Here is a 13,850-nt window from a genome sequence, read left to right on the forward strand (position 1 = left end):
GCGACGTGAGGAGAGCCATGCCGACGACGACACCGGTCGACCTCTCGGACACCGCGTTGTGGCGCAACGGCTTTCCTGACGAGCTGTTCGCCGAACTGCGTCAGGCGCAGCCGGTCTTCCACCACGAACTCACCGACGGCGTGGCCGAGTCCGTCGAGCACGACTTCTGGGTGACGACCAGGCACCGCCACTCGCTGCGAATCCACCGCGACACCGACAGTTTCACGGCTGTCGACGGCCCGCTGATCCAGGGCATCGGCCCGGCCGGGGCGTTTCCCACCATCATCAACATGGACCCGCCTGAGCAGACCAAGCGGCGACGGGTGATGTCGCACGCCTTCACCCCGCGAGCGATCGGCCGGCTCGAGGACGGCATCCGGACGCGTGCGGCGTCGTTGATCGATGCGCTGCTCGACAACGGCGGCGGTGACTGGATCACCGACGTCGCCGACGTCCTGCCGATGTCGGTGATCGGCGACATCATCGGCATCCCCGACGAGGACCGGCCCGAGATCTTCGACTGCTTCGACCGGATCCTGCAGGCGAATTCGCCGGAGGCCGAGGTGACGGCGCAGGACCGGATGGAGTCGTTCGGGAAGATCTTCGCCTATGCGGTGGACTTGACCGCCGAGAAGCGGCGCAACCCCGTCGACGACATCTGGAGCGTACTCACCTCCGCGGTGATCACCGACGAGAACGGCGATCAACTGTCCATCCCCGGCGCCGAACTCGAAACCTTCTTCTTCGTCCTCGCTTTCGCGGGCAGCGACACCACCAAGAATGCGCTGGCCTACGGACTGCAGGCGTTCGTCTCCCACCCCGCCGAGATCGAGCGGTACCGCGGTGACGCCTCGATCCGGGCCGCTGCCGTCGAGGAGGTGCTGCGCTGGGCCACTCCGGTCGCGTTCTGGACGCGGACCACGAAGGTCGACATCGAGATGGACGGTGTGCGCATTCCGCAGGGTGCCCGAGTGGTGTCGATGCTGCGGTCCGCGAACCGTGACGAGGAGGTGTTCGCCGACCCGTTCACCTTCGACATCGGCCGCGCCGACAATCCGCATGTGGCATTCGGCGGCGGCGGTGCCCATTACTGCTTGGGCGCGATGCTTGCGCGCGCCGAGATCCGGGCGGTGCTCGACGAACTGCTGTGCCGGGCCGACGGGATCGACCTCGGGCCGTCGAAGGTCACCTACCCCGACCTCACCAACAACATGACGATCTTCGACCGCATGCCGATCGCCCTGCGCGCGCGCTGATCACAGCCCCTTCGGACGGGTGCCTATCACGCCCTGCCCGGTGAGCCGCTCCAGCTCGGCGTCGGACAGGCCGCACAGTTCGGTCAGGACCTGCGTGTTGTGCTGTCCGAGTGTCGGGGGTGTGCGAAGCAGCCAAGGCTGCGCGCCGTCCAGGCGGGTGAACGGCGGGCACGGGTACAGGTTGACCCCCGCGCTGGGGTGGTCGAGCGCCTCGAAGAACCCCCGGTGACGCAGCTGCGGATTGTCGGTCACCAGCGACGGCGAGATCACCACCGCTGCCGGCACTCCCGCTCGCACCAGCCGTTCGGCCGCGCTATCCGCGTCACGGGCCGCGAGCCATGCGCCGAGATCCGTGTCGCCGGTGACGTCGTTCAGCGCCTGGCGCTGCGCGGCGGTGCCGATGGTGACCGCGATCCACCGATCCTCGCCGGCGCACGGGTATACGTCCTGCACCGCGTCGGTGTGCCCGCGATTGCCCCGCCGCTGCATCACGCGGCCGAACACCTCGTATTCGATTGTCTGTGCGGCGGTCACGTTCAGGACGGTCTCGATCATCGGCACCTCGACCAGTTGGCCATGGCCCGTCCGGTCGGTGAACTGGCGGGCGGCGAGCAGCGCGAACGCGGCGTGCGCACCGGCCAGCGGATCACAGGCGCCCCGCGGCGCGACGGGTGGACCGTCGGGCAGACCCGTCACCCACGCCAGCCCGGCGATCTGTTCCATGGTGGGTGCGAAACCCACCCGGTCGCGCCACGGGCCGGACAGGCCGAACGCCGGCATCCGCATCATCACCAGGCGGGGGTTCAGTTCCAGCAGCACCTCGGCGCCGAGCCCGAACTGTTCCATGACTCGCGGCGAGAAGTTCTCCACCACGGCGTCGGCGCCGCTGATCAGCTGCTTGACCAGCCGAAGGCCGTCGTCGGACTGCAGGTCCAGGGTGACGGACCGCTTGTTGGTGTTCATGGCGTGAAAGACCCACCCGTACTCCCACCAGTCGTCTACGTCGCGACGCATTCCGCCCGAGTAACGGATACCGTCGGGCCGCTGAATCGACTCCACCTTGATCACGTCGGCTCCGAACGCCGCCAGAGCGTGCGTTGCCGCCGGGCCGGCCCAGAACGCGGTGAAGTCGACGACCCGCAGTCCCGCCAGCGGAGGACGCCCGTCCGGCTTTGAAACCTCGCGATGCCGTGGCGGCCAGCATTGTTCACCGTCGGCGTCACCGATCGCGGGCGATTCCCGGATCGGCGCCGGGCGGGCCCGCGACATCAGCCAGGGTGGCCGCGGCTGGTGGAAGCCGGCCGGATTGTCGACGTAGACCCCCCTTTGCTCCATATGGTCCATGTCCCGGATCGTCGCGCCGTTTCCCAGTGGGGCCAACGGTAATCGGAACAGTTGACCGAGTTCGACTATCTCGGCCACGGTGCGTTCGCGCAGCCACGGGTCGATGCGCTCGCGGATCCAGTCCCGGTACGCGAACCGCCCGATCTGGAACTGCAGTTGCTCGATCTCCGTCAACTCCGGACATTCCACCATCGCCGCGAAGTCCAGCCACTGCTGGCCGGTGACCATGCTGATCCCGACATAGCCGTCCTTGGCGGGCTCGATGGACGGCACCTCGACGGAGCGCTGCACGGGCGGAACCTGCAGCAGCGCCGAATGCAGCCACTCACCGCTCTGCATCAGGGTCACCGCCTCGAGCATCGACATGTCCAGATGGCCGCCAGCACCGCCGCCGCTCACCCGGTGATGCAGCGCCATCGCACCGAGGGCGGCCCACGCCCCGCCCATGTACTCGCCCAGATCGCCACCGATCGAGAGTGGCGGGCCCGCCGGGTCGCCCCGGAACCCGGTGAGGCCCGAAGCCGCTTGCAGGGTGAACTCGCTCGCCGGGCGCTGCGCCCACGGCCCGGTCCAGCCGAAGTCGGAGATGGTCACGACGATGCATCCCGGCGCCGCATCGAGAATTCCGTTCGGGTCGATACCCTGCCCGTGCGCCGTTGCCTTGTCCGCGGTCACGACCACGATGTCGGCACCGTCCAGCAGATCTGCGGAAAGTTCTGTGACGCTGCGTTTCCCGGCGTTGAGAAACCTGAACAGCGGCGAATCGCCTCCGTCGAGGGGTGCGCCGGTCATGGTCAGCCGGCGCAACGCGTCCCCGTCGGCGGGTTCCACCTTCACCACGTCAGCGCCCGCGTCGGTGAACAATTTGCCGCAGTAAGCGCCCGCGATCCGGCCGGTGATCTCGATGACCCGCAGATCGTCGAGCGGGGTCGCTACCACCTCAGCCACAGACGCACTCTCCCCATCACAACCGCTCGCCGTTTCTTTGTCATCTTAATAACTATTGACGGATGGCGGCCGGTACACCCAGGTGACGGACCTGTCACTGTTAATATTGCGGCGTCATGACAACACTGGGTATCGGCCCCGAGGCGCGGCGTCGGTTGGGGGCACGCAGGACCGCCGAGATCATCGCCGACGAACTGCGCCGCCAGATCATCGACGGCGAACTCGCCGACGGCGATCTGCTGCCCCGCCAGGAGATCCTCGTCGAGCAGTTCAACGTCAGCCTTGTGTCGCTGCGAGAAGCGTTGCGGATCCTGGAAACCGAGGGCTTGGTATCGGTGCGGCGCGGTAACCGCGGCGGCGCGGTGGTGCACGCCCCGGCCAAGGCCAGTGCCGCCTACATGCTCGGACTGCTGCTGCAAAGCGACTACGTTCCGCTCGCCGACCTCGGCACCGCGCTGCAGGAACTCGATCCGATGTGCGCGGCGCTGGCGGCACGTCGCCCCGATCGCGCGGAGACGTTGATCCCCAGACTGAAGGAACTCAACGACGAGATGGCCGAGCACATCGAGGACGGCGCGCGGTTCACCGAGATCGGCGGGCAGTTTCACGACGAGATCGTGCGCGGGTGCGGCAACCACACGATGATCGCGGTGGTGGGCAGCCTGGAGACGTTATGGACCGGCCACTTGAACTGGTGGGCAGCCGAATCGGCGGCCAAGGGCGAGTATCCGGCCATGGGCAAGCGCCGTATCGCACTGGGCGTGCATCAGAAGATCACCGAGGCCATCGCAGCCGGAGATGCCGAGCGCGCGCGCAAACTGGCCGCGAGACATGTCGCCGACACGCAGACCTATCTGCTGGCCGGCGATCCGGAGCAACGCATTGTGGCGCTGTCCCCCCAGGCGCTCGCACAGCGCCAGCGCTGAGAGGTGCAGTGTGCGAACAGCACTCATCACCGGCGGTAGCGGCGGCATCGGGCGGGCCTGCGGCGTGAAACTGGTGGACAGCGGGTATGACGTCGTGTTGACGGCGCGGCGGGAGGCGCCCCTGCGGGCGGCCGCCGACGAGATCGGCGCCCGGTACGCGGTCGCCGACGCCAGCCAACCCTCGACGTTCGAACCGGCCGTCGAGGCCGCAGGACACGTCGACCTGCTGGTGCACGCATCCGGGATCCTCGGCGGAACCTACGCTCGCAAGCAGACCTTCGAGCAGTGGCGCGCAACACTTTCGGCCAACCTCGACTCGTGCTTCGTGGTGACCTCGGCCGCTCTCCCCCGGATGACGGCGGGTTCGCGCTTCGTCTTCATCTCCTCGTCGGCGGCGCACGAGCCGATGCGCGCGCGCACCGCGTACTCGGCCGCCAAGGCGGGCATGAACGCGTTCGCAGGCGCGCTCGCACAGGAGGTCGACCGCGACGGGATCAACGTGCATGTGGTCACGCCCGGCCCCGTGGAAACCGAGATGCTGACCGATGTGCCGTTCGAGATGTATGCGGTCCGGGCCGCCGACGTCGCCGACGCCGTCGCGTGGCTCGACACCCTGGACCCGTCGGTGGATCTGCCCGAGATCAGGCTTCACGCGGTCACCCGAGGGCCGTCGGCGCGGCCACCGGTGGTACCGCCGGAAGCCGAACGGCGCGCAGCCAACCGGTGAACCCGCCTCACGGTTCGCCGGGCAACGCCTTCACGGTCGACGGCAGGCCGTAGAGGGCGGTGGCGTTGCCGCGCATGATCCGCTCGCGCTGATCGGCGGGGAACCGCCGGATCGCCCAGTCCGGCGAGTCGTAGCTCCAATGCGGATAGTCGGTCGAGAACATCAGGTTGCCGCCGAGGTCCATCATCTCCAGGTACTCGCGGTACACGCTGACATTGACTTCTTCCAGCGGCTGGGTGGTGAACCGGACATGCTCACGGATGTACTCCGACGGCCTGCGCCTGACGTGGGGCAGATCGGCCTTGCGCCGCTGCCAGATTCGGTCCATTCGCCACATCACCGGCATCGCCCAGGTGAAGCCGCCTTCCACGAACACCACCCGCAGATCGGGATGGCGGTCGAAGGCGCCGTCGAAGACCAGGCTCATCAGATGCGAGACGTACAGCAGCGGCCAGGACGCGAAGAAGTCGTGCCAGTGCGCCGGATTCCCGACCGGATAGATCGGGATCAGCTCGAACGGCGTCTGCCCCATCAAGTGGGTGGCGACGGGCAGACCATGACGCGCGGCGGCCCCGTACAGCGGGTCGAAATGTGTACTTCCGAAGGGGATTCCCCGTGTCTGCGGCGTGATCAGCACTTCCGCCATGTAGGGGTGACCTGCCCAGCGTTCGATTTCCCTGGCCGCCGCCTGCGGGTCCTGGGCGGTGACGCTGATCGCCCCGCGCCAGCGCCCGTGCCAGTTGGCATCGCCCAACCACACGTCGGCCAGCCAGTCGTTGTGCGTGGCCTTGAGCACGTGTTCGGCCTGGGGTAGTTGCGCATCGCACATTGGTTCCAGCACCGCGATGCTCACGCCGGCATCCACCAGCAACTGCTTGGCGGCGAAGTCCGGGTCACTGCCGGCAACACCGCCGCTGGGCGGGGCCGCGTCGACTCGCAGCGACATCGTCTTGTACGAATCGGGAGTGTCGTAGAAGTGGGGCAACGGTGAGACGGCATTGCCGGTCGGCCACAGCTTGTCTCGCCACTGCGGCGGTGCATACGTCCTGAGGATCTCGGCCGAGACCGGCAGCGGATGCACGTCGGTGTCGACGATGCTCACCGCGATATCGCGGCTGACGGGTGGCCGCTCGATGGTCGTCATAGCGCGCGGTCCTTCACCTCGAGTTCCAGCCCGAACAACTGGTCGGCATTGCGCCACAACACGTTCTCGCGCTGGCGATCGTTCAGGCCGGCCACAGCTGAATCCGGGCCCGCCATCGACCAGTGGGGATAGCCCGAGCCGTACATCACCAGGTCCGCCTTGTCGGTAAGGTCCAGCCACCGTTCGGCATGGCCGGTGTCGGTGGGTCCGTCGAACGCCGAGGTGCAGAACCGCACGTGGTCGGACAAGTACTCACTGGGATAACGGTCGACCCAAGGCGTCTGGTCGCGCATCGACAGCCAGAACGTATCCAGCCGCCACATGAGCGGGGTGAGGATGTCATGGCCGCCGTCGGTGAAGACGAAACGCAGACCCGCATGCCTGCCGAACATGCCTTCGACGATGAGCGTTGCCAGGTGGACGAAGAAGTTCAGCGGCATGAACGCCGCGTAGCCGGGGTAGGTGAGCGCATGGCCGGCGAACGTGGGGGCATGGTCGACTCCGTTGCCGCCGTTGATGTGTACCGCCACCGGCAGGCCGTGTGCGGCGGCGGCCTCCCAGATCGGTTCGAACATCGGCTTGCCGTATGGCTCGCGGGACTGCAGCGGGACACCGACCTGCACCATCTTCGGATGCCCCGCCAGCCGTTCGATCTCGGCGACGGCACCCTTGACGTCCTCGGGGTTGACCCGGATGGTGCCGCGGAAGCGGTCGGTCGTGTCGGGGTCGAGCCAGCGGTCGAGCAGCCAGTCGTTGACCGCCGCGCAGATGCGGCTGTTGAGCAGGTAGTCGGCGATGTTGCCCCGGGTCAGCGGGTTGAGGATCGCCAGGTCGACCCCGCCCTCGTCGAACAGGTGACGGGCGACGGTTTCCGGGTCCGACCCGGGATACCCGTCGCCGTACAGGTCGGACCGGTAGTCCCCGCCCGGTGCCTGGTACCACTGTTGTTCGACATCGGGGATCGCGCGCAATTTGTGCGGTGCGGAGAGATATCGGCGGATCTCGCTGTTGTACCGGAAGTGCGGCTGCACGGAGCTGTCGACCACCGGGGTGTCGATGACGGGGGCGTTCATGCGATCAGGTACACCTGTCCGTCGGTCACGTCGACCTGATAGGTGCGCACTCGCTTCGTCGGGTCGGCGACGTTCACACCGGTGGTGATGTCGAACTCCCACTGGTGCCACGGGCATCGCGCGATCTGGCCGTCGCGCACGTGGCGGATGCCGTCGGGCATCTCCGGCGCGTACTCGGTGGTGCCGCGGACGTATCCCTCGCACAGCGGCGCGCCCTCGTGTGAGCAGTAGTTCGCGATGGCATACAGGGCCCCGCCGATGTTGTAGACACCCACACCGAAGGGACCTGCCTGCACGAGCCTCATGCTCCCGGGCGGCAGATCCTCGACGGCACACACCGCTCGTCGCTGCATGGCGTCCCTTCGCGTTCCTTGACCTAGAATACCTAAAATAGTAAAGATAGCCGCAACAGAGAGCGCGCTACCTGCTGCCCGGGAGGCAAGGTGACGATCAGCACCGATTCGGACGACCAACTCGCCCCCGACGTGGCCGACGATCTGTACGCCTTCTTCGCGTACATGCGGCGAACCGAGCCGGTCTGGCGTGGCACGATCATGGACACCTCGATGGCCCCGCCAGAACTCCTGTCGGCCGACGAGTGGACGCTGTTCGACTTCGAGAGCGTGTTCGCAGCGTTCCGGGACGACGAGGTCTACGGCTCCGAGATGTACAACCAGACGATCGGCCTGGTGTTCGGTCCGACGATTCTCGGGATGCACGGCAAGCAGCACCACGACCACCGAAGCCTGGTGGCCAAGGCGTTTCGGCAGAGTGCGCTGGCGCAGTGGGAGCCTGAGGTGATCGTGCCGATCTGCGACCGCCTCGTCGACGAGTTCAAAGACGACGGTGAGGTGGATCTGATCAAGGCGGTGACCTTCGAATTCCCCACCCGCGTCACCGCGGCGCTACTGGGGCTGCCACAGGAAGACCTGGAACTGTTCCGGCGGTTGTCTCTCGACCTCATCTCGATAACCGAGAACATCGAGGCGGGCCTGACCGCGTCGGTGGAACTCGGGGCCTACTTCCAGGATCAGGTGGACCAGCGCCGCAGCGCGCCCACCGACGACATCATCGGCGACCTGGTCAGCGCGGAGATCGACGGCGAGAAGCTCACCGACGAGGCGATCATCTCGTTCCTGCGGCTGCTGCTGCCCGCTGGACTGGAGACCACCTACCGGTCGTCCAGCAACCTGCTGTATCTACTGCTCACCCATCCCGGCCAGCTGCGGGATCTACAGGACAACCGCGAGCTCATTCCCGCCGCCATCGAGGAGGGACTGCGCTACGAGACACCGCTGGTGATGGTGCCCCGCAACGTGACTCGCGACGTGCAGATCCACGGTGTGCAGATTCCCAAAGGCGCCCAGATCAACCTCTGCATCGGCTCGGCCAACCGCGACGAGAAGCGGTGGGACAACGCCGGCGCATTCGACATCCACCGGCCACGGCGCGCCCACATCTCGTTTGCCGGCGGACTGCACAGCTGCCTGGGCATGCACCTCGCGCGGGTCGAGACGCGGGCGATGCTCAACAGCATCTTCGACCGCGTGACCGATCTGCGACTCCACATCGACGATGACACCACGATTTCCGGCATGCCGTTTCGCTCCCCCAGGCACTTGCCCGTGAGCTTCCGCCCGGCCTCATGAGAAGCCGGGCGGCGATCCTGCACGACATGGGTCAGCAGTGGTCGGTCGAGGACTTCGAGTTGGATCCCCCGAAGGCCGGCGAGGTGCTCGTGCAGATGGCCGCGGCGGGGCTGTGTCATTCCGACGAGCACATCCGCAACGGTGACATGTCGGCATCCAACGAGGTGATGGAGGCCTACGGCCTGCCGTCGATGTTCCCGATGATCGGCGGCCACGAGGGCGCAGGCACAGTCCTGGACGTGGGCCCTGGGGTCAGCGAGTTCGCGCCGGGTGATCATGTGGTCACGTCGTTCGTCGCGGTGTGTGGCCGGTGCCGGTGGTGCAACTGCGGCATGGAGTACATCTGCGACATGGGGGCCCAGGTCATGATCCCCGGGATGCCGACCGACGGCACCTTCCGTCACCACACCGCCGACGGCCGCCGGCTCGGCCACCTGTCGAAGGTGGGTGCGTTCGCCGAACACACTGTCGTGTCCACCGATTCGGTCGTCAAGGTCTCGCCGCATCTACCGCTGCTGCCAATGGCACTGCTGTCATGTGGAATACCGACCGGCTTCGGCTCGGCGGAGAATCGGGCTCAGGTGCGGGCCGGCGACACCGTCGTGGTCATCGGGGTGGGCGGCATCGGCACCGGCGCGATCCAGGGCGCGCGGATCTGCGGCGCCGCACAGATCGTCGCCGTGGACCCGGTGGAGTTCAAGCAGAAATCGGCGTTGGGGTTCGGCGCGACACACAGCGCCTCGTCGACGGAGGAAGCCGCCGACCTGGTGCGCGATCTGACGGGCGGTGTCATGGCCGACAGTGTCATCGTCGCGCCGTCGCTGATCACCAAGGACGACGTGCAGGCCGCGCTCAGCCTCACACGAAAGGGCGGCACCTGCGTGCTGACCGGTATGACGAGGCAGACCACCAACTCCATCGCGATCAACCTGCAGGAGTTCATCCTCTGGAACAAGAACCTCGTCGGCACGGTGTTCGGCTCGTGCAATCCCCGAGTGGACATCCCCCGGTTCGCGCGCCTCTACGAGGCAGGCCTGTTGCGGCTTGACGAGATGATCACTCGGCGCTATCGGCTCGACGAGATCAACGGCGGCTACCGCGATCAACTCAACGGCGACATCGTCCGCGGGGTGATCGATTTCAGTCTGGGCTGATTCTCACAGGATCCGCGACATCTTGCCCTGCCAGTACCGGTCGCGGATCCTGCGCTTGTACAGCTTGCCGTTGGGGTCCCGCGGCAGGGCGGGATCGAATTCGATCGTGCGCGGGCATTTGTAGCCCGCGAGATGGTTTCGGCAGTAGTCGATCAACTCGCGCTCCAGTGCGGGGCCAGGTGTCACTCCCTGCCGGGGCTGGACCACCGCCTTGACCTCTTCGCCGTACTCGTCGTTCGGCACACCGAAAACCGCCGCGTCCACCAGTAACGGGTGCATAACCAGGAGGTTCTCCACCTCCTGCGGATAGATGTTCACCCCGCCCGAGACGATCATGAACGTCGAGCGGTCGGTGAGGTAGAGGTAGCCGTCCTCATCCAGGTAACCTACATCGCCCAGCGACCGCCACCCGTGCGCGTTGGCGACGGCCGCCGTCTTCTGCGGGTCCTTGAAGTACTCGAATTCCGGTCCGCCCTCGAAGAACAACTCGCCCGCCTCGCCGGCGGGCAGTTCGGCGCCGTCCTCACCGACGACGTGCACCGGGGTGTACGGGCGGCCGACGGACCCCGGATGGGCCAGCCATTCCTGCGGGTCGATCGTCGAACCGGCGAATCCCTCGGTACCGCCGTAGTATTCGTGGATGATCGGTCCGAACCAGTCCATCATGGCGTGTTTGACCCCGATCGGACACGGTGCGGCCGCGTGGATCACGCACTGCAGGCTCGACACGTCGTAGGACCGTCGCACCTCGTCGGGAAGCTTCAGCATGCGCACGAACATCGTGGGAACGAACTGGGCATGCGTGACGCGGTGCGTCTGGATCAGCTGCAGCACGGTCTCGGCGTCGAATTGTCGCATCAGCACCGTCGCCGCGCCCACCCGCTGCACCGCCATTGTGTAGTTGACCCCCGCCGCGTGGTACAGCGGTGCCGGCGACAGGTACACGCTGTCGGTTGTCATCTTGTATCGGTGACGCAGCGCGTTCTCGAGAAGCTTCTGCCCCCAGGATCCTTCGCCGTCGGTCGGCAGCGGCCGCCGTACCGCCTTGGGCCTGCCCGTGGTGCCCGACGAGTACAGCATCTCCGACCCGTCGCTGCGCGGTGGTGGAGGTCCGGCAGCGCCGAGTGCGTCATAGTACCCTCGCCACCCGGACAACTCACCGCCCACGCAGATCCGCAGCCCTGCGCCGTCGACGCGCTCGACCAACGCGCTGAGCGAGGCGTCAACGAACAGCGCTCGGGCTTCCGAGTCGCTGACGATGTAGGCCACCTCGTCAGGGGTCAGGTGAGTGTTGACTGCTGAGTAGTACAGCCCGGATAGCTGGCAGCCCCAGGCGATCTCGAGAAACTCGCGGCGGTTGGGCAGCAGCAGCGCGACACCGTCGCCGCGGTGCAGACCGGCGTCGTGCAGGACCGCGGCCACGCGCTGGCTACGCTCGTACAGCTCACCGTAGGTGACGACGCCGCCGTCGGCCTCGATCAGCGCCGGCGCATCCGGGTCGGTGACGCGCACTCTAGGAGGCGGCGCCGTCGGTCGAGGCGGCCGCCTGACGCTGCGCCATCTCCGACGGCAGGATCTTGTCCTTGAACACCTGCTGGATCAGCTCCTGGACGTCCTTGCTGATGGACGCAAGCGCCACAAGGTCATTGGAGCTCTGCCAGTGCACCCGCATTCCCATCAGCTCCCACGCCCGCTTGAGGTTCGCCTTGGTCGCCAACAGCGTCGTCATGGGTGCGCGGGCGATGTGCCGGGCGATCGCCTCCACGCGGTCGTCGAGGTCCTCACGCTTGACCACCTCGTTCACGAGGCCGACCTCCAGGGCCTTGCGCGCGTCGATCACCTCGGCCAGGTACAGGTAGTACGCTGCGCGGCGCCAGTTCATGAAAACCCACGGTTCGATGGAACATTCGCCCGACGGCATCCCGAACCCCTGCAAGGGTGGGTACGAGAAGTAGGCGTCCTCCGACGCGATCACGATGTCGGTGGTCAGGCCCATGTGCGTACCGCCGCCCACGCAGTAGCCGTGCACCTGCGCGATGGTCGGCTTCGCGAACTCCCACAGGTTCAGTGTCGGCTTGACGAACAGGTCCGACTGCGGCTTCCAGGGGTGGCCCATCTTCATCGCACCCTCGACGAACGCCGGATAGTCGACGGCGTTGTTGCCGATCGCGTGCCCGGAGCAGAAGCCCTTGCCGTTGGCCTTGAGCACCAGCACCTTGATGTCGTAGTCGCGGTCGGCGTCGAGCAGTGCCGCGTCGACCTCCTCGGCGAGCTTCTGATCCTGGGCGTTGGCCTTCTCAGGCCAGTTGAGGATGATGCGCGCGATCGGACCGTCCTTCTGGTAGATGATCCGCTCGCGGGTCTCGTTGAGTTCCACTCGTTGAATACCTTTCGTTAAGAGGTGATCACGCCGATCTGGGCGCCGATGTCGTAGATGGTGCCGATGTCGCCGGTCCAGTGCACAGTGCCCGAGGCGCCCGCCTCGATCTCCTGTTCCACCTTCTCGGTTGCGATCGTGTAGATGGGTGTCCCCTCGTCGACGTGCTGACCCGAATCGACGAGTAGCTCGGTGAGTTCGGCTTCCGAAACGGCGACCGACACGCGCGGGATGCGAATGACGAAGTCAGGCACGCACACCCGCCCTCTCGCGCGTGCGCTGCGCGGCGGCGACGATGCGCGCCGCCGACGGGTAGATCTGCGCCTCCAGCGCAGGCGCCGCCGGAGTGGGCACGAACCGGGCGGCAACGCGCTCGATGGGCGCGGCGAGTTCGTCGAAGCACTCGGCCTGCAACGTCGCGACGACCTCGGCGCCCGGGCCGGCGAACTGCACCGCATCGTGGACGACGACGGCGCGGCGCGTTTTGCGCACCGACTCGACGATCGTCTCGACGTCGAGCGGGACGAGCGTGCGCAGATCGACGACCTCGGCGCTGACGCCCTGTGCGTCGAGTGCGGCGGCGGCCGCGAGGGCCTCATGCACGCTACGCCCGTAGCTGATCAGGGTGACGTCCGACCCGGTCCGCTTGACGTCGGCCATGCCCAGCGGGATCGCGAACGCGGGACCCGTTGGCACCAACCCCTTCTGCGCCTGGAGCCGGATGGTCTCGACGAACAGGCACGGGTCCTCGTCGAAGATCGCCGACGTCAGCAGTCCCTTGCCGTCGCGTGGGGTGGACGGCACGATCACCTTCAACCCGGGGATGTGCATGAACCATGCTTCCAAGCTCTGCGAGTGCGTGGCCCCGGTCGCGAGGCCGCTGTAGACCTGCGTTCGCACCGTGATGGGGGCGCTCGTCCGCCCCGCCGTCATGAAGCGCAGCTTGGCCGCATTGTTGATCAGCTGGTCGGCGGCGATGCCGATGAAGTCCATGATCATGATCTCGGCGACCGGGAGCAGCCCATCGATCGCCGCTCCGATCGCCGCGCCCAGGATCGCGGCCTCGGAGATGGGGGTGTCGAGCACGCGCTGGTGGCCGTATTTCGTCGAAAGGCCGCTGGTCGGACCGGAAGCCCCGGGATCGGCGATGTCCTCACCCAACAGGAACACCCGCTCGTCGGCGGCCATCGCCTGGTCGAGCGCGAGGTGCAGCGCCTCGCGCATCGACATCTCCTTCTCCTCCACCGATGCC

The 13,850-nt window shown here is 66.9% G+C and carries 13 protein-coding genes; 5 read left to right on the plus strand and 8 right to left on the minus strand.

Features of this window, described 5'->3' with window-relative positions; all coding sequences use genetic code 11:
- Positions 1-17 precede the first annotated feature (17 nt).
- Entirely contained in the window at positions 18-1,256 is a 1,239-nt protein-coding gene (locus tag K3G64_RS20745) for a cytochrome P450 (protein ID WP_238950880.1), read from the plus strand.
- Here K3G64_RS20745 and K3G64_RS20750 read toward each other — a convergent pair whose 3' ends face one another.
- A complete protein-coding gene (locus K3G64_RS20750) occupies positions 1,257-3,548 on the minus strand; it encodes a CaiB/BaiF CoA-transferase family protein (protein WP_238886992.1) in 2,292 nt (763 codons plus the stop codon).
- Between the two features lie 116 nt (positions 3,549-3,664).
- Between K3G64_RS20750 and K3G64_RS20755 the strand changes: the two genes are divergently transcribed.
- Together K3G64_RS20755 and K3G64_RS20760 are read left to right on the plus strand one after the other, a co-directional pair.
- Positions 3,665-4,474, plus strand: a complete 810-nt coding sequence (locus K3G64_RS20755) for a FadR/GntR family transcriptional regulator (protein ID WP_238886993.1) — start codon at positions 3,665-3,667, stop codon at positions 4,472-4,474.
- Positions 4,475-4,484: 10 nt separating this feature from the next.
- Positions 4,485-5,201, plus strand: coding sequence for an SDR family NAD(P)-dependent oxidoreductase (locus K3G64_RS20760; protein ID WP_238886994.1), 717 nt, complete (start codon positions 4,485-4,487; stop codon positions 5,199-5,201).
- Positions 5,202-5,208: 7 nt separating this feature from the next.
- On the opposite strand, the gene K3G64_RS20765 is transcribed toward K3G64_RS20760, so the two are convergent.
- Genes K3G64_RS20765 through K3G64_RS20775 form a run of 3 tightly spaced genes read right to left on the minus strand, consistent with a single transcriptional unit; the run spans position 5,209 to position 7,723 of the window.
- Entirely contained in the window at positions 5,209-6,345 is a 1,137-nt protein-coding gene (locus tag K3G64_RS20765; RefSeq protein ID WP_238886995.1) for an amidohydrolase family protein, read from the minus strand.
- Complete coding sequence (locus K3G64_RS20770) at positions 6,342-7,418, minus strand: amidohydrolase family protein (RefSeq protein WP_238886996.1); 1,077 nt, start codon at positions 7,416-7,418, stop codon at positions 6,342-6,344. The genes K3G64_RS20765 and K3G64_RS20770 overlap by 4 nt, the downstream gene beginning before the upstream one ends.
- Positions 7,415-7,723: a Rieske (2Fe-2S) protein gene (locus K3G64_RS20775; protein ID WP_238950881.1), complete on the minus strand. Its 309-nt coding sequence runs from the start codon at positions 7,721-7,723 to the stop codon at positions 7,415-7,417. Before K3G64_RS20775 ends, K3G64_RS20770 begins: the two co-directional genes overlap by 4 nt.
- 138 nt (positions 7,724-7,861) lie before the next feature.
- Here K3G64_RS20775 and K3G64_RS20780 point away from each other — a divergent pair, with 138 nt between their 5' ends.
- Together K3G64_RS20780 and K3G64_RS20785 are read left to right on the plus strand one after the other, a co-directional pair.
- The gene (locus tag K3G64_RS20780; RefSeq protein ID WP_370647007.1) at positions 7,862-9,067 is read left to right on the plus strand and encodes a cytochrome P450; all 1,206 of its coding nucleotides are present in this window, start codon (positions 7,862-7,864) and stop codon (positions 9,065-9,067) included.
- Entirely contained in the window at positions 9,064-10,221 is a 1,158-nt protein-coding gene (locus K3G64_RS20785) for a Zn-dependent alcohol dehydrogenase (RefSeq protein ID WP_238886997.1), read from the plus strand. The genes K3G64_RS20780 and K3G64_RS20785 overlap by 4 nt, the downstream gene beginning before the upstream one ends.
- 3 nt (positions 10,222-10,224) lie before the next feature.
- Here K3G64_RS20785 and K3G64_RS20790 read toward each other — a convergent pair whose 3' ends face one another.
- Genes K3G64_RS20790 through K3G64_RS20805 form a run of 4 tightly spaced genes read right to left on the minus strand, consistent with a single transcriptional unit; the run spans position 10,225 to position 13,828 of the window.
- Positions 10,225-11,733 (minus strand): acyl-CoA synthetase, encoded by a 1,509-nt coding sequence (locus K3G64_RS20790; RefSeq protein WP_238886998.1) that lies wholly within the window; start codon positions 11,731-11,733, stop codon positions 10,225-10,227.
- 1 nt (position 11,734) lies between these two features.
- On the minus strand, positions 11,735-12,598 hold the full coding sequence (locus K3G64_RS20795; RefSeq protein WP_238886999.1) for an enoyl-CoA hydratase-related protein: 864 nt from the start codon (positions 12,596-12,598) through the stop codon (positions 11,735-11,737).
- Positions 12,599-12,615: 17 nt separating this feature from the next.
- Entirely contained in the window at positions 12,616-12,852 is a 237-nt protein-coding gene (locus K3G64_RS20800; protein WP_238887000.1) for a lipoyl domain-containing protein, read from the minus strand.
- Entirely contained in the window at positions 12,845-13,828 is a 984-nt protein-coding gene (locus K3G64_RS20805; protein WP_370647008.1) for an alpha-ketoacid dehydrogenase subunit beta, read from the minus strand. The genes K3G64_RS20800 and K3G64_RS20805 overlap by 8 nt, the downstream gene beginning before the upstream one ends.
- Positions 13,829-13,850 lie beyond the last annotated feature (22 nt).

The organism is Mycobacterium sp. IDR2000157661 (genome assembly GCF_022317005.1).
Classification (GTDB): Bacteria; Actinomycetota; Actinomycetes; order Mycobacteriales; family Mycobacteriaceae; genus Mycobacterium.